The organism is Rhizobium zaerense, assembly GCF_051810725.1.
Classification (GTDB): Bacteria; Pseudomonadota; Alphaproteobacteria; order Rhizobiales; family Rhizobiaceae; genus Rhizobium; species Rhizobium leguminosarum_I.
Genome location: NZ_CM132690.1, coordinates 1,793,510 through 1,809,096, shown reverse-complemented (window position 1 = coordinate 1,809,096; position 15,587 = coordinate 1,793,510). Strand labels below are relative to the sequence as shown.

Sequence of the window (15,587 nt, the reverse complement as noted above, 5' to 3'; positions counted from 1 at the left end):
CCCCTAGGATCACACCGATCCTAGGGGTTCAGCAGACCGAAGTCTGGTGGCAGTTGCTACCTAATTGCGTGCATGCATTTGCTACCGAATTCGGTAATTGTCCCCTCCCTGTTGGTTTCCACGCGGCCGCAGTTACGGCACAATTTAATGAAGGATACTCGCGCGTCGGCAAACGCGGACATACGGCGTCGATCCCCTCGGAAGATGTTATGTTGTCGCCGCTACTCTTGAATGGAGTTTTCGGGGGCGATGACGTCGGGGAAGACGACTTCCGCACGGAAGCCACCTTCGACGCGGTTTTCCAGGCTGAGCGCAAGATCGTACACCGCTGCGATCTCCGACACGATGGCAAGACCCAGACCAGAGCCGGGTTTCAAACGGTCGAGACGGACACCCCGATGCGGAAGATCGGGCAATCTCTCTGGCGACACGCCTAGGCCGTCGTCCTCGATTACGAGGCGGGAATGGCCATTCTGTCGAACCGCGCTGACATTTATCCTGCTCCTGGCCCACTTGCAGGCGTTCTCGAGCAGGTTTCCCACAAGTTCGCGAAAGTCGTGCGGGTCGACCGGCACTCTTAAGCCGTTGGCAACGTCTATTTTCCAGGCGAGGCGTTCGCCTGCATCAGTGTGTCTGAGCATTCGAACGGTCTCGTTGATGATCTTCTCGACGTCGGCATCGCCACTCCGTTGATCAGGGCTCGGGGTGATACGGGCACGGGCGAGCTCGTGCTCGACGTGCGAGAGCATAGTCTCGGCAAGATGGTCGAGTTCATCGGCGATCTCCACCTCGCCCTTCTCTCGAAGCGAGTACGCGTTGTTTGTGAGAACGGTCAGAGGCGTCTTCAGCCCGTGAGCCAGATCACTGGCCCTGCCCCTGGCCTTCTCCATCGCCGCGGCCTGGCTTTCCAGAAGTTTGTTCAGTTGATTGACGAGCGGTTGGACCTCGCGCGGATAGGCCCCCGCCAGTCGGCTGGCCCTCCGGTCGCGCACCGCTTCAAGATCACGGCCAATGCGGTCGAGGGGTCTCAATCCGATCCAAAGCTGCCCGATCGACATCAACACGAGGAGCGCGGCAAGAACGGCGACATAGGGCAGGATGTCGAGAGCAAATCCAAGGCGCGCGCTGTCGACCTCGTCGGCATTCACCGCCACAGCAATGCGAATGGGTCTCGTGCCCTCCGGTGCGACCAACGACAGCACGCGTTCCTGAACAAGGACATCCTTCCCCTCCGGCCCGGAGAGACGATATTGATGCATGATGCCGACAGGATGTGAATCCTGCGGCAGAGCCAGGACGTAGTCGAAGAGCGAGGAAGATCGGACCTCCGTCTTCCCCACAGGATCGTCGATCTGCCAGTAGAGCCCCCCATAAGGTATCAGGAAACGATTGTCAGGAGGGTTCTCGGGCACCTGCAGCCTGCCTCCGGGCAAGAAGCGGATCACGGCCGCCAGACGGTTTATGTGTCCGGTCAACTCGTTCTGCACGCGCTTGCTGTAGCTGTCCGCAAAGATCTGGACGAGAGCGACGGATGCAGCGGCAAGGCAGATCGACACAGCTATCAGCGACGTGATGATGAAACGGCCGTGAAGCGACCTCATGTCCCCTCGCCCGATGCTATCTGGTACCCGAAGCCTCGGCGCGTGACGATGGCGTTCCTTCCAAGCTTCTTTCTCAGCCGTCCGATCAGGACCTCCACCGAATTGCTCTCCCGTTCAAAATCCTGGGTGTAAAGCTGCTCGGTAAGCTCGAGCTGGGAGATCGCGCGACCGCGGTTCTGCATCAGCACGGACAGGCATTTGTACTCCATGGGCGTGACATCCACAGGCATCCCGTCGACCATCACCGCGCGTCGGCGCGGGTCGATGGAAACGGGACCTGAAGACAGGACCGCACTGGCATGGCCAGAATATCTGCGCAGGACTGCGTGCAATCTGGCGAGAAGCTCCGCGATGCGGAATGGCTTGCCAAGGTAGTCGTCGGCGCCAGCGTTGATCCCCTCGACGCGCTCCTCCCAGTTGCCGCGCGCCGTCAAGATGATGACCGGCATGTCACGACCGTTCGCCCGCCAGTTTTTGAGGATCGTTAGGCCGTCGATCTTCGGCAGACCCAGATCAAGGACGACGGCGGCGAAGTCTTCATGCTCGCCGGCGAACAGGGTGGCTTCTCCGTCGGTCTCGTGGACGACGTTGAAACCGGCCTTGGTGAGCTGGGCGGCCACGTCACGGGCGATGAGCGGGTCGTCTTCGGCAAGCAATAGGCGCATCATTCGTTCTCGATTTCGACGATCCTGCCTGACGCGGCGTCCAGTTCCACCTCCGTGACCTGACCGCCGCCCCTCAGAATCCGGAACTCGTAGATTATGCGATCGTCATGCCGATCGACACTGATATCGATCAATTCGCCGGGCAACTTGGCGAGGACTTTCGCCTTCAGTACGGCCAGAGGCAGGATTTTCCCTTCGTGCACCCGTTTAGGAAGGTCCTCGTGCGACGGCAGGTCATCCGCTTCGCGGGAACGACCAGGGAAATCGTCGGCATGTGCGCTCCATATCGGAAGCAACGGCCACAGAAGAACTAGGCAGACGAACGCGAGCGTGCGGGGCGGGTACATTGTCGAAGAATATCCTATCGAAGATGACAATAACCTGACAATCGCGATCAGGTCGCCGTCAGGTCGCGCCTCATAGGTTCGAGGCCGACCAGATGAGCAAAATCGCTCCTGGGATGATGGAGAAAGACCAATGAAGAAAATCATGTTCGCAACCCTCCTGCTCGCCACCGCGTCGATCGGCGTTGCCCGCGCCGAAGAAGGTCAGAATTGCACGCAGGCTTCCAAGGACAGGTGGTTGAGCGAGGACGGCATCAAGGAAAAGGCCAAGGCCGCGGGCCTCGATGTGCGCCGGGTCAAGGTGGAGGGCAGTTGCTACGAGGTCTACGCCGTCGATATGAAGGGCAAGAAGGTCGAAACCCTGTTCAACCCCGAAACCGGCGCAGTGGTCGGCAACGAAAGCGAATGACCATGCGCAGGATGGATATGGATGCGGCGGGCGCTGGCTCGCCGCCAAAGATCAGGGTCTGGGACCCGGTCGTGCGGATGTTCCACTGGGGTCTGGTGGGCCTGTTCGCGTTTTCCTTTCTGACGGGCGACGAGTGGAAACAGGCGCATATTCTGTCGGGCTACGCCATCGTAGGTCTCCTGCTCGTGCGGATCATCTGGGGCTTCGTCGGCAGCCATCACGCGCGCTTTTCCAACTTCATCTACGATCCGATCACCACCCTCGGCTTCTTGCGTGACAGCCTGGCCATGCGCGCGAAGCGCTACATCGGCCACAATCCGGCCGGAGGCGCGATGGTGTTAGCGCTGCTCCTCGCGATCTCGGGCATTGCCACAACCGGGTACATGATGACGACGGACGCCTACTGGGGAGTGGAATGGGTGGAAGTGGCGCATGAACTGCTGGTCAATTTGACGCTTGGCCTAGTCGTCCTTCACATCGCTGGCGTCCTCCTGGCAAGCATCGAGCACAGGGAAAACCTTGTCCGAGCGATGGTAACCGGCAGGAAGCGAGCCGATTGACCTGGATCGGCGTCGCGGCCAAGTAGGACCTGAAGCCATGGAAGACACCTGGGTTAAGGACTTGTTGCTCATTTGCCGAGCTGATCTCGTCCCGGCGTCTACGAACGACCAGGGGCCGCGCAGGTGGACATCCTGGCTTCGTCAGCGGCCTGAATGAAAGCCGTGCGCGCTGGCTCCTGCGAGACATTCCCGCTTACGGCCGCGGCGCAGATCTCTCTCGCGAATGCGTGTTTTCTACGCCATCGATTTGCGGGAAAGTCGAGCGCTCCCTCGTCCGCCGACAGCCTCAGGGACGTTCATCCCACCTGGACGAAAACAGGTTCCGACCAGGTTCCTTCAATCTGTTTCTGGGACGTCATCCTCGATCTCCTGAACGTTTCGAATTGCGAGCGGGGCATCATTACGAGGGCGGGACCACGATCAGGCGCTGGCTGATGGCGTCAGGATACAGCGTTCGACTGGCATGGACGTTGATCAAGCCAGGTCGCTTCAGCCGCGATCATTCCTCGGCGACGCAGGTGGCTGACGTCGCAGTCATGGCGCCGCACGAAGGCGATCGGTCCGACCTCGATGACTCGAACCATACAAGTGGTTGATCCAGCGCAATGTGTGAAGCCAGTGGGCATCCTATTCTCAAAGGCAGCTCCAACTCGTGGAGGACAACACTTAAAGGAGATTCAGGATGTCCATGTTCAAACTGCCAACGATCGCTATGTTGGCCTTGCTCGGTGCCGTGGGTATCGCCTCTGCCCAGACGAAAAGTCCAGACCCGGCCCAGTCGGAGGACAAGCCCGATGCCGACGGATCGGAAATGATGCCAGGCATGATGGGCCGCAACATGATGTCATCGGACATGAATGAAGGAGTGCGCATGATGGGGCCTATGCGCGGTCATATGATGAAGATCATGTTCGTCATCGCCGACAGTGATGGGGACGGCGCAATATCTTTCGAAGAGGTGACCGCAATCCACAAACGCATCTTCAACGCGGTCGACGCAAACAAGGACGGCAAAGTCACACCTGAAGAAATGCAGGCATTCATGCAAGACATGTGATTGGACGCCGTGCATTTGCCGGCCGTTGCATGGGAGCCTAAAGGAGACTTCTCATGACCTATACGCTCGATAGAACTCTCTGGGCGACCAGTTTCGACGATGCGGTCGGCAGGACCAAATCCGCTCTCATCAAGCACGGGTTCGGTGTTCTGACGGAGATCGACGTCAAGGCAACCATGAAAAAGAAGATCGACGCCGACATCGACGACTACCTCATCCTCGGAGCCTGCAATCCGCGCATGGCGTTCGAGGCGATGAAACTGGAACCGAAGGTGGGGGCCATGCTGCCGTGCAATGTCATCCTGCGCGGGGTCGGTGGCGGCAATGTCATGGTGAGCGCCATCGATCCGGTCGCATCCATGCAGGCTATCGACAACGAAATGCTGACCAGTCTGGCAGGCCGGGTTCGCTCGATGCTCACCGAGACGGTCGCCGAGATCTGACGATTGGGAGTTCCGGCCACCGAGCTCTGAGGGGTCGATCTTGCGTCGCCCCTTTCGTTGCGACCAGAACCGCAACATCCTACAAACTCACCCCGTCCTCAAGCTGGGCGTGCAGGAAGGGGCGGAAAGTTACTGGTCAGACTGCGGTATCAACCAGCGCACCGATCCCCGCCGTCAATGTCATAGCGAAAGCGCCCCAGAAAGTGACGCGCGTGGTGGCTCTCCAGACGTTGGCGCCGCCCGCTTTCGCACCGATAGCTCCCAGCAGCGCGAGGAAGGCCAAAGACGCGGTTGCAACGGTATAGATTAGCACCGAGGCGGGCGAAAGTACGACCATGAGCAGGGGCAACGCGGCCCCCACCGCAAACGTGACGGCCGACGTCAAGGCCGCCTCAACCGGCCGGGCCGCCATGTGTTCGACGATACCGAGTTCGTCGCGTGAATGCGCGTCGAGAGCATCATTTGCAGTCAGTTGGATCGCGACTTGCCTGGCCAGCTCGTCGGTAAGGCCGCGTTTGACGTAGATCTCCGTCAGCTCCTCGCACTCAACTTCTGGTTGCGTATCCAGCTCGATTCGTTCTCGTGCAAGATCGGCTTCCTCGGTGTCCGCTTGAGAGCTTACCGACACGTATTCACCGGCCGCCATGGACATCGCGCCCGCGACCAGACCAGCGACGCCTGCTACCAGGATCTGCGAGGGTCCGGCGGACGCGGTGGCGACGCCCATGATCAAGCTCGCCGTCGAGACGATCCCATCATTTGCGCCGAGGACGGCAGCCCTTAGCCAACCGATGCGGGAGACCAGGTGATGTTCCGAATGCAGTCTGCTCATGCGCGTCTCCCGCCGGCGGCGACGCTGACGAGCACGTAAATACCCGCGCCTATGGTAACGCCTAAACTGTACAGGACGGCGTGCGACAGGGTTAGCGTACGTGCTAGTCTCCGCCGCATCCCGGTGGTTTCGGCGGTCGTTGAATTCACTTCGCGCTCCCATTGTTCACAGACACGTCCTCCTGGCTTCAATACCGGAGCTCGGCCATCAAGGATTTGACCACGATCAACTTACGCGGGCTTCCAGTTGGAAAGGCGCCTATGTGAACTTCCGGTTATCGTGGCGCTCGGCGAAGGAGAGACGGAATTCTGGCACACGGCGCCGGCCGTGGCCAGGAAGCCGGAGCGCCGGCAATTGCGTTACATCAATGCCGAGTCGAAACGAATAGGAGATAGATGATTGCAATCGCGGCGGTCCGCGAGAGATGGAGCAGGACATGACGGCACAATATTTGCCGCTCGGTTTACCTCGTCATCCATCGGTTTGAGCATTCAGGAAGCAGCACTGGAACTGGACGCCGATATCCTGGTCATGGGAGGATTTGGACGCTCGAGGTTACGCGATTCTGTCCTGGGCGGAGCAACCGATGGCGTCTTGCACGAGCCTCTTCTGCCCATCCTCATGTCGCATTGACGAACTGTGCCCGCCGTGGCTGGTTTCGGCTGCTATCGAGCGGCGGGACCTCACCGGCTTCGAACGGCGTGGACGTGGGTATCGATCAAGCCAGGCACCTACGATGCGAAGCTTTGACAACCATCAATGACGTCCCCCTGGCGGAGACGATAATCGGCGAAATCACATACGGAGTTCGCCATGGATATCCCCGTTCCTCCCTCTCCTCCCCCTTCGTCCGCTTTAGAGGTCGCGACTTCTGCATACTGGGTGAGATCGCCCACGGAGCTGGGCGCTGCCCTCGCCAGCTCCCTGCAGGACGGGCTGACGTCCGGCGAAGCGGAAGAACGGCTACGACGGTTCGGGCCGAACTCTCTTTCCGAGGAAAGCGGCGGAGGCATGTTGGCGAACTTCGCGCGCCAGTTCAAAAGTCCGCTCGTGCTCGTGCTTGTGTTCGCAGCGCTTGTCGCGGGTAGCGTCGGCGAAGTCCACGACGCCTTCATCATCGGCATCATCATTCTCGCTAGCTGCTTCCTGGGTTTTCTGCAGGAACATGGCGCGCAAAGAGCGGTCGAGGCGCTGCGACAGCGAATTTCTCTCACTTCAAGGGTCCGCCGCGACGGCGCCGACAAGGTCGTGACTGCAACCGGCATCGTGCCGGGCGACCTGATCCTGCTCTCGGCGGGGAGCCTCGTGCCTGTCGATGCAGTCATCGTTGTCGCGCAGGATTTAAACGTCAGCGAAGCGACGCTTACCGGAGAGACTTTTCCCGTTGCGAAGGCGCCCGGCTTTTCAACCGAGGACGCCGGTCTCGCGGACCGTTCCAACTGCGCGTTCGCAGGAACCTCGGTTCGGAGCGGCACGGCGACGGCCCTTGCTATCGCGACCGGCCCCCGCACGGAATTCGCACGGATCGCCAGCGCCGTCGCGCGTCAGATTCCGGAAACGGAATTCGCTCGAGGTGTTCGGCATTTCGGATTTCTGATGACGCGGATCATGCTCTGCATCGTCGTCGTCGTGCTGGTGGCGAATCTCCTGCTTCATAGACCTATCGTGGACTCTCTGCTTTTCTCGCTCGCGCTTGCCGTCGGCCTGACGCCTGAGCTGCTGCCTGCGATCATCAGCGTGACGCTCGCGCGCGGCGCCCGGATGATGTCGAAGTCTGGCGTGATCGTTCGCCGCCTCGATGCAATGGAGAACCTTGGCAGCATGGACGTGCTTTGCACGGACAAGACGGGGACGCTTACCGAGGGCGTCATCCGCCTTGACAGTTGTGTCGACCCGCAGGGCGTCGGCTCGCCGGAAGTGCGGCGGCTGGCACTTCTCAATTCGGCGTTTCAATCGGGAATGAAGAATCCGCTCGACGACGCCGTGACGGCCACGATCGCCGCGGGGGAGATTTCTCCCGACGCCCGCAAGCTTGCCGAGACCCCCTACGATTTCTCGCGCAAGCGCCTATCCGTGATCGTTGCCGGCAAGGACCGGCCGCCGCTGTTGATCTGCAAAGGAGCGGCCACCAACGTGATCGACGTCTGCGCCGCAGTCATGACCGCGCGCCGCGAAGTGGCCTTGGACGACAATGTCCGCAAACGATTAGACGATGCCTGCCGGCAATGGGGAGAAGCAGGCATGCGCGCGCTCGCGGTCGCCACCCGGCCCATATCCAAAGCCGCTCCCGAAATCTCGAGGGAAGACGAATGCGGGCTTTGCCTGCAAGGTTTTCTGCTCTTCTCAGATCCCCCGAAGACCGATATTTCAGCCGTGGTAGCAAGCCTCATGGAACGAGGGGTGCGGATCAAGGTGATATCGGGAGACAACCGATATGTCGTCCAGCATCTCGCGTCGTCGATCGGAATCGACGGTTCCTGCATGCTCACGGGGAAAGAGGTCGGCCGCATGAGCAACGACGCACTGTTCAGCCGTGCGGGGAAAACCGACCTGTTCGTCGAGATCGACCCAAATCAGAAGGAACGGATCGTGGCGGCCCTCCGCAAGGCCGGACACGTGGTCGGATATCTTGGAGATGGGATAAATGACGCGCCGGCCCTTCACGAGGCGGACGTCGGGATTTCGGTTGAGGGCGCGGCCGACGTCGCCCGCGAGGCTGCCGACGTCGTCCTGATGCGGCAGGACCTCGCCGTCCTTTCCAAAGGCGTGGACGACGGACGCAGGACCTTCACTAACACGATGAAGTACATATCGATCGCGACCAGCGCCAACTTCGGCAACATGATCAGTATGGCAGCGGCGTCGCTCGTGCTGCCATTCCTGCCGCTCCTTGCCAAGCAGATACTGCTGAACAATCTGCTGTCGGACCTGCCGGCGATGGCAATCGCCACGGACAAGGTCGATCCGGCAGACCTTCGGCGTCCGCAGCGTTGGGACATCTCCCGCATCAAGAGGTTCATGCTCTGGTTCGGGCCGCTAAGTTCTCTCTTTGATCTGGCGACGTTCGTCGTCCTGCTGGCAGTGTTTTCCGCCGGACAGGACGAGTTCCGCTCCGCATGGTTCGTTGAATCGCTCATGACACAGTTGGCGACCATGCTCGTCATCAGGACGCCGGGTCCGATCTGGAGGAACCGGCCCAGTCCGCTGCTATTCGGCACGGCGATCGCCGTCGCTGCGGCAGGAGTGACCATCCCTTACACCCCGATCGGTGGGCTTTTTGGTTTCGTTCGGATCCCCCTCGAAATTCTCGCAGTGCTTTTGGCTGTGACCTTGATCTACGTATCAGCTCTCGAGACCGTGAAGATCTTTTACTTTGCGACGTTGTCAACGCAGCACCATTCACTGCAGCGAGCGTCGCGTCGTCGGCCTCGCGCTCGTACAAGGCGCCTTTCAAAATAGGCGTGATCGCCGGGCGCGGAAGGCACTCACGTCTTGCCAATGCCAGCGCCATCGAACTTCGCGGCGTCCCTGATGAGCCTGAACTTCACCTGGGTCACCCTGAGGTCACGATACCAGTCCACGATCGCCCCCCAAGGGTCGACGATCTTTGCCAGTCCCGAGACGAAGGCGACAACGGTGCCTATCTCGGTCTTGCCGGTGACAACATAATATCCCCCGAGGACGAAAATGCCGACATAGCCCAGTTGCGCCATGAGATTCATGAGAAAGTTCATGGCGTACTTGTAGCGGTAGATCTCCATGTTGGCGGAGAAGATCGCTCCGATGCGCGAAGTTTGAGGATCCTCTCCCTGGCCACCTTCGATCGCATGCACCATGCCTTCGCTGACGTCGCGCATGATGGCGACCTTCGCCTCGACCCGGCGGTTGATCGCGGCCTGCAACATCGGGACGAACGCAATCTGCGGGGCGAAGGTTGCTGCGACGGCCAGCATCATCAGCGGTTGGAGATAGATCAGGTAGCTGCAGACGGTGACAAGGATGCCGACCTGCAGCAGCGGCTCGGAGATGCTGGTTCCGACGAAACCGCCGACCGGCTCGGCTTCCGCAAGCACGATCGACAGCTCGACGCCCTCGAGCATGGATTCTGATGGCGGCGTCTCGGCCCGATGCAGAACGCGCGCTCGCAGCCAGAGCGTGCCCTTCTCGCCCACCCAGCTTCTGTAGAGATTGAGGGTGAATTTTATCACGCCCTCCAACACTGCCACCGCGAGATAGAGGGATACGAGAAAAAGAAGCGTCCCGTAGGATGCTTGCTGGGTCGCCTCATTGACGATCCGGCGCTGGAGTTCGAGAGGCGCCGCGCCGATAACAAACAGAACCAGGGACAGCCCGGCGATCAACGCCTGATGACGCCTTCCCATCAGCCAGATAAAGCCGAACAGGTCGGAGGGCATCGAATCTGTCGCGCTTCCGGTCTTTTGCAAGACGCGGCCCGGCATTCCAATCCTGGAGGGCCAAATGTTCATCGCGCACTCACGGGTCAGAGAGAGAGCGCTCGACGCGCCCGCTTCGAGAGTCGTCGGATGGTTTCACCAGCAGGACGCCCAAGACCGTCCCGACCATGAGGACAAGAATGACGAGGAGAAGCCTCGACATGATGGCGTCTGCAATGACCCTGACAAACATGACGGAAACACCGGGGACGATTTCATCGTTTGAGGGAGCTTACCATGCGAAGGCCAGGGTGATCTTGTTCACCACGCCGCCGACGCCGCGGACGCTTTCCGCCGCCACCTTGGCCGCTGAGCGTTCCAGCTCAGTGTCGACCTCTCCCCTCAGGGTGACGATCCCGTTGGAGATGGTCGCTTTGACCGTAGGGGCGGTTATTTCGAGCTCGGCTTCCAGGCGGCTACGAACGGCGGTCCCTACCGCCTCGTCGCCGGAAGCTGTGCACTGCCGAGGAACATCGAGAAGCGCTCGCATCAAGTCGCGACGGCTGATCATTCCGGCGAGCCTACCGTTCTCGACGACCGGCAGGTGTTTGATGTTGTGGGCCTGCAGCAGCTCGGCGAGTTGGCTGGCGGTGGCGGTCGGGGTGGCGCTGACGACGGGCGTCGACATCACGTCCCTGACGCGCCAGCTTCGGGCCTTCACGTAGTCCGCCAGTCCATCTTCGCGGTCGCGCGTATGTGGGACCGCCCGTCTCGCCCAAGACGACGCCACCCGGCGCAGCAGGTCTCCCTCCGTGACGATGCCCGTGAGCCGACCTTCGCCATCGACGACGGGCACCGCGCCAATTTTGCTGGCGTTGACGATCTCGACGGCTTCCCTGACGTTGTGTCCCTCGTCGAGCGTCGTAACGGGGGTCGTCATGATGTCTCTAGCAAGCATCGTGTCGTCTCCTTTAGATTGGCAGGACAATTACACGCGAAAAATCGATCCGCCGCCTTGACGAAGATCAAACCTGAGCATCGTGTCACACCGGAGGTCGAGGAAACCAGTTTCCTCCTAAGACGCCCTTTCCCGTGCGAGTTCAGTACCTCCGGCATGTCCTCGCCATCCTCTTTGATGGACGCTTCGACGAGCCTCATCACGGTGATGTTGAACGGCATGGTCGTCGTGCATTGCTCCACGCACATGGACCTGCCGTGATCGGTGCGACGGTACGCCAACCGATGAATGAGTGGAAGTAAGCGAAGATGACCGGCCTACTCCGTGAAGATGTCGTTGAACGCGCGACTTAGCGTGCACACATGTTCGACCCCTTAAAGCCTGTGGCGGCTGATGACTTCGATCGCTTCGTCGGCGATCACCTGTTCCTCGTCGGTCGGAATGACGAGGGCGACGATTTCGCTTTCCCTTGCGCTGATCACGGTCGCGTTCATCTTGTTCGCGGGCTCGCTCAACGAGAGACCCAGCCAAGAGAGATGGCGGGCGACGCCACCCCGTATCTCCGGCTGATGCTCGCCTATGCCGGCGGTAAAGACGATGGCGTCCACCCCGCCAAGAGAGACGGCAAGCCTTCCGATTTCGCCGGCGATCCTGAAGCAGAAGAGGTCGAGGGCTTCCCTTGACGCCGGATGGAAGTCCTGCAGCAGGACCCGGACGTCGCCGCTTTTCCCGGAGACGCCGAGCAGGCCGCAATGGTGATAGAGGAAATCCTCGAGACTGTCTGCGTCGTGGAAATTGTTGCGCAAAAGGTGGACGACAGCGCCCGGATCGAGCGAGCCCGGCCGGGTCGACATCGGAATTCCGTCCAGCGGGGAGAACCCCATGCTGGTGTCTATACTCACGCCGTCGACCATGCCGCAAAGGCTCGCACCGCTTCCAAGGTGCGCGCAGACGACACGGCCAGCGGCAAGATCTGGATCGTGTTTCCTGAGTTCGCCGGCGACGTACTTATAGGAAAGACCGTGGAAGCCGTATCTGCGGATCCCGGCGTCGTGCAGCTCTCTCGGAATGGCGAGCCGTGCGGCAAGACTGCTCTGCGACGAATGGAATGCGGTATCGAATGACACTGTTTGGGGTATGTCCGGATATGCGCTTCGGATTGCGCGGACGATCGCAAGCGCCGGAGGAAGATGCACCGGTGAGAGATGCGTCAGATCTTCCATTCTGAGGACCACTTCGGGCTCCAGCAGAACGGGGCCATCGAAGACCTGTCCGCCGTGGACGACGCGATGGCCGGCCACCACGGGGTCGAATCCTCTGCGGACGATGCAATCGACGAGCTGCAAAACCAGCCCCGCGTCGATTGCTGTCCCGGACGGAAGATCGACAGCCTCGTCCCCGTCAGAAAATCGAAAGGTGAACCTTGGCTGGTCTCCGAGCGTGGCAACGCCGCTTCCCAGCCGGAGTGCCCGGCCGTCCTTCAACCTGAAGACGCCGACCTTGAGGCTGGAGGAACCGGCGTTGAAAGTGACGGCAACCCTATCCATGGCCCGGAGTCCTGGGGCGTGCCGTCCCAGCAGACCTCGCAGCCACCTTCGTTGCAGCCTGCCTGGCTGCCTCCTTGCTTGCCTCTGCGAAGAATTCGCATGCGTACTCTAGGGCGGCCTTCTCGTCTTCCGACGACAGACCGAACGGCGCGCACTGCTCCTTCATCGCCCGCAGGATCTTCTTCTTTAGCGCAGCGACCGCAAAGGCATTCTTCGAAGCGAGAACCTCCTGCAGGCAGGTTATAGCGACGACCTCCAGGACGATAAGCTTGCCTTGCACTTCCCCCTGGCTCGGTATCGCGAAGCGTTCCCCGCCGCGCTTGCAGTCACGATCCATGATCAGCATTGCCGTCCCTCCTCCCTTCGACCGCCGGAGCATCGTCCGGGTCCAGTGCGCGTCGAAGCCTGCGCAGCACGACCGCGCGACCCTTTTCGTCGGCGACGGATGTCAGGCGATCCGACAGGTCGAGCACGAACCGCTGATAATCATTGTTCCAGTCGGGCCTGCCGGGCACGACCGGCTTGATACGTGCGGGCGTCCGGTCATCGACGAGGCGTGCACCCGACGGTGCAAGCTCGTAGGCGTCGTCCAGCGACGGGCAGACGACCTTTGCAGAAACTTGCTTTGGGAGCCGGGCGGACATCGCTTCACGAGCGCTCTCCTCTCCATGGACGAGGAAGATCGCCTTCCGGATCGGTTCCCGACCCGCAACCCACGCGTCCAGTTCGCTTGCATCCGCATGTCCGCTATAGGCGTCGAGCGTGGCCATCCTGGCGCCGACGTGAATCTCCTCGCCCTGGATGCGGACGTCGGTCGCGCCCTCCTGCAGGATGCGGCCGAGCGTCCCCGCCGCCTGAAACCCGACAAACAGGACGGTGCACTCCTGCCGCCAAAGCCAGTTCTTCAGGCGGTGGCGGATCCGCCCCGCCTCGCACATTCCACTTGCCGCGATGATGATGTGAAAGCCTCGGACGAGATCGAGCGCCTTCGACTGCTCGGCCGTCTCGGTGAAGCGGACATTCGGCGCATTGAGCGCGCGAAGGAACGCCTTGCCGTGACCGAGGTCGGCCGCATGCCTCTTGAATGCCTCGGTCGCTTGCGATGCAAGCGGCGAGTCTATCATGATAGGGCACCGCGGCACCTCTCCTTCGTCCATGAGGGCGACGAGATCGGTCAGCACCTCCTGCGTCCTCTCGACGGCGAAGGAGGGAATGAGAAGAACCCCGCCAGGGCTGTTCGAGGTCGCCACCACGCCGCGCAGCCGGTCCCGTCGAACCTTCAGGGCGTATTCTTCCCGTTCCCGGTCTCCGTATGTGCTTTCGCAGATGAGGTAATCGACCCCGGAAGGTGCCCGCGGGAGATTTTCGAACAGCTTGTTGCTCGCGCCGACGTCGCCGGAGAACAAAATTCTTGTCGGTCCGTCGGCGCCGGGGGCCTCGAGTTCGATCGATGCGGAACCCATCAGGTGTCCAGCATTCCAGTAACGGAACCTTGCGCCGCCAACGGTCTCCCGCCACTCACCATACTCGACGGCGATGAACTGCGGCAGCATGCTGCGGGCGTCGTCGGCGGTATAGATGGGCTCCACCGGCTCTCGCGCCCTTCTGCGATTCCTTCGGTTGAGCTGTCGGACCTCCGACTCCTGGATATGACCCGAATCCTGCAGCATGATCGTGCAAAGGTCGATCGTTGCTGCCGTTGCAAAGATCGGTCCACCGTATCCCGCCTTCGCGAGCTTCGGAAGCAGCCCCGAGTGGTCGATGTGCGCGTGCGTGAGCAGCACGGCGTCGATCGTCGATGGTTCGAAGGGGAATGGCTTGTAGTTGAGCTCCTTCTCCGATTTCGAGCCCTGGAACATTCCGCAGTCGATCAGAATGCGCGTGCCACCAGCCTCTAAAAAGAAGCACGACCCGGTGACCGACCCCGCGGCGCCGTGGAAATGGAGAATGGGATTGGCCATGACAACTCCTACTGTTGTCACGAACCTACGCCGCCGCAGGCGATCGTACGTTGACGAAGGTCAAAGACAAGCTCGACGACGGACGCTTAGCCGTCGGGCGCCTAAGAGTTGCTGCAGGAAGGCCTCGTTGCATCCACAAGAGCATGGACGCTGGTGACGCATCGGATGCGGCCGCCTTCGCCATCGAGAATACTCCGATCCTGGCGATCGATCGCGTTGCGAAACCGCCGTCGCGTGTAGCCGGTGAAGCCGGGCTCGTCGCATAGATTATCCGCGACCCGCGGCAAAATTCGCAGTGCCGCGGGCGTGGCCCAATCCCCGAGGCGAATCGTACGGCCCCTCGTCAAGCACCATTGCCCTAACGTGTCCCTTCATAGTCAGCGGAATCTCATCGCCTTCCCGACCTTCGCTTGATCCGGGTCAAACATCCGGATTGATGCTCGTCAAAGACGGAATGCCTGAGGTCCGATAGCCTCCCTGGACACAGCGCCACGACCTCATCCAAAGGAGACGGACATGCGCGAACACGAAAAGACACGCAACACCGCAGCCGACCTAGCCACGACCGCTTCCCCGGTCGAGCGAACATCGGCAGACCTTGTTCTCGAACGTCGGGACGAGAATCGCTGGGAGGTGACGGCGGCGACGCCGCGGGGCCAGGCATGGGCGAGAGACCATTTCTGCTGCGCGCTGCGGCAATCTTTCACTGGCAGCATGTGTCTCGACATCATGAGCGCCGATCGGCTTCTCAAGGAAGCGCATGGCGAGGGCCTGACGACCGAGTTCGTCAGCCTGTCTGGAAAGGACATATACTGA

General features: G+C 60.9%; 17 protein-coding genes and 1 pseudogene. 8 read left to right on the top strand and 10 right to left on the bottom strand.

The features are described from left to right. Positions 1-221 precede the first annotated feature (221 nt). The 3 genes from ACS4RR_RS08605 to ACS4RR_RS08595 form a co-directional block, all read right to left on the bottom strand. Entirely contained in the window at positions 222-1,487 is a 1,266-nt protein-coding gene (locus ACS4RR_RS08605; protein ID WP_456189955.1) for a sensor histidine kinase, read from the bottom strand. 110 nt (positions 1,488-1,597) lie between these two features. Next, entirely contained in the window at positions 1,598-2,269 is a 672-nt protein-coding gene (locus tag ACS4RR_RS08600; RefSeq protein WP_017965669.1) for a response regulator transcription factor, read from the bottom strand. Beyond that, positions 2,266-2,613, bottom strand: a complete 348-nt coding sequence (locus ACS4RR_RS08595) for a PepSY domain-containing protein (protein ID WP_222296500.1) — start codon at positions 2,611-2,613, stop codon at positions 2,266-2,268. Before ACS4RR_RS08595 ends, ACS4RR_RS08600 begins: the two co-directional genes overlap by 4 nt. A 130-nt stretch (positions 2,614-2,743) precedes the next feature. On the opposite strand from ACS4RR_RS08595, the gene ACS4RR_RS08590 reads away from it, so the two are divergent. Both ACS4RR_RS08590 and ACS4RR_RS08585 read left to right on the top strand, forming a co-directional pair. Beyond that, entirely contained in the window at positions 2,744-3,019 is a 276-nt protein-coding gene (locus ACS4RR_RS08590; RefSeq protein ID WP_222296498.1) for a PepSY domain-containing protein, read from the top strand. Next, the gene (locus tag ACS4RR_RS08585; RefSeq protein ID WP_222387053.1) at positions 3,016-3,579 is read left to right on the top strand and encodes a cytochrome b/b6 domain-containing protein; all 564 of its coding nucleotides are present in this window, start codon (positions 3,016-3,018) and stop codon (positions 3,577-3,579) included. Before ACS4RR_RS08590 ends, ACS4RR_RS08585 begins: the two co-directional genes overlap by 4 nt. Positions 3,580-3,677: 98 nt before the next feature. Here ACS4RR_RS08585 and ACS4RR_RS08580 read toward each other — a convergent pair whose 3' ends face one another. Next, the gene (locus ACS4RR_RS08580; protein WP_348642892.1) at positions 3,678-3,791 is read right to left on the bottom strand and encodes a DUF982 domain-containing protein; all 114 of its coding nucleotides are present in this window, start codon (positions 3,789-3,791) and stop codon (positions 3,678-3,680) included. 470 nt (positions 3,792-4,261) lie between these two features. Here ACS4RR_RS08580 and ACS4RR_RS08575 point away from each other — a divergent pair, with 470 nt between their 5' ends. Beyond that, the gene (locus tag ACS4RR_RS08575; protein ID WP_222296494.1) at positions 4,262-4,636 is read left to right on the top strand and encodes an EF-hand domain-containing protein; all 375 of its coding nucleotides are present in this window, start codon (positions 4,262-4,264) and stop codon (positions 4,634-4,636) included. A 53-nt stretch (positions 4,637-4,689) separates the two neighbouring features. Continuing rightward, entirely contained in the window at positions 4,690-5,079 is a 390-nt protein-coding gene (locus tag ACS4RR_RS08570) for a DUF302 domain-containing protein (RefSeq protein WP_026154295.1), read from the top strand. Positions 5,080-5,215: 136 nt separating this feature from the next. Here ACS4RR_RS08570 and ACS4RR_RS08565 read toward each other — a convergent pair whose 3' ends face one another. Next, positions 5,216-5,911 carry a VIT1/CCC1 transporter family protein gene (locus tag ACS4RR_RS08565; protein WP_260109216.1) on the bottom strand — a complete coding sequence of 232 codons (696 nt, stop codon included), beginning with the start codon at positions 5,909-5,911 and terminating at the stop codon, positions 5,216-5,218. 453 nt (positions 5,912-6,364) lie between these two features. Between ACS4RR_RS08565 and ACS4RR_RS08560 the strand changes: the two are divergent. Then, positions 6,365-6,544 (top strand): annotated as a pseudogene (locus ACS4RR_RS08560) (universal stress protein); the annotation flags it as partial. 180 nt (positions 6,545-6,724) lie between these two features. Continuing rightward, positions 6,725-9,370 (top strand): magnesium-translocating P-type ATPase, encoded by a 2,646-nt coding sequence (mgtA, locus tag ACS4RR_RS08555; protein WP_456189954.1) that lies wholly within the window; start codon positions 6,725-6,727, stop codon positions 9,368-9,370. A gap of 26 nt (positions 9,371-9,396) precedes the next feature. Here the strand turns inward: mgtA and ACS4RR_RS08550 are convergent, their stop codons facing one another. The 5 genes from ACS4RR_RS08550 to ACS4RR_RS08530 form a co-directional block, all read right to left on the bottom strand. Then, positions 9,397-10,326, bottom strand: coding sequence for an ABC transporter ATP-binding protein (locus tag ACS4RR_RS08550; protein WP_246709685.1), 930 nt, complete (start codon positions 10,324-10,326; stop codon positions 9,397-9,399). 271 nt (positions 10,327-10,597) lie between these two features. Then, entirely contained in the window at positions 10,598-11,263 is a 666-nt protein-coding gene (locus tag ACS4RR_RS08545; protein WP_260109219.1) for a CBS domain-containing protein, read from the bottom strand. Positions 11,264-11,637: 374 nt separating this feature from the next. Continuing rightward, positions 11,638-12,810: an acetate/propionate family kinase gene (locus tag ACS4RR_RS08540; RefSeq protein ID WP_456189953.1), complete on the bottom strand. Its 1,173-nt coding sequence runs from the start codon at positions 12,808-12,810 to the stop codon at positions 11,638-11,640. After that, positions 12,803-13,156, bottom strand: coding sequence for a hypothetical protein (locus ACS4RR_RS08535; RefSeq protein ID WP_222387059.1), 354 nt, complete (start codon positions 13,154-13,156; stop codon positions 12,803-12,805). Before ACS4RR_RS08535 ends, ACS4RR_RS08540 begins: the two co-directional genes overlap by 8 nt. Next, positions 13,137-14,771 carry an MBL fold metallo-hydrolase gene (locus tag ACS4RR_RS08530; protein ID WP_456189952.1) on the bottom strand — a complete coding sequence of 545 codons (1,635 nt, stop codon included), beginning with the start codon at positions 14,769-14,771 and terminating at the stop codon, positions 13,137-13,139. The genes ACS4RR_RS08535 and ACS4RR_RS08530 overlap by 20 nt, the downstream gene beginning before the upstream one ends. Before the next feature lie 50 nt (positions 14,772-14,821). Between ACS4RR_RS08530 and ACS4RR_RS08525 the strand changes: the two genes are divergently transcribed. Both ACS4RR_RS08525 and ACS4RR_RS08520 read left to right on the top strand, forming a co-directional pair. After that, positions 14,822-15,037: a hypothetical protein gene (locus ACS4RR_RS08525; protein WP_162116424.1), complete on the top strand. Its 216-nt coding sequence runs from the start codon at positions 14,822-14,824 to the stop codon at positions 15,035-15,037. 250 nt (positions 15,038-15,287) lie between these two features. Further along, the gene (locus ACS4RR_RS08520) at positions 15,288-15,587 is read left to right on the top strand and encodes a hypothetical protein (protein WP_260109221.1); all 300 of its coding nucleotides are present in this window, start codon (positions 15,288-15,290) and stop codon (positions 15,585-15,587) included.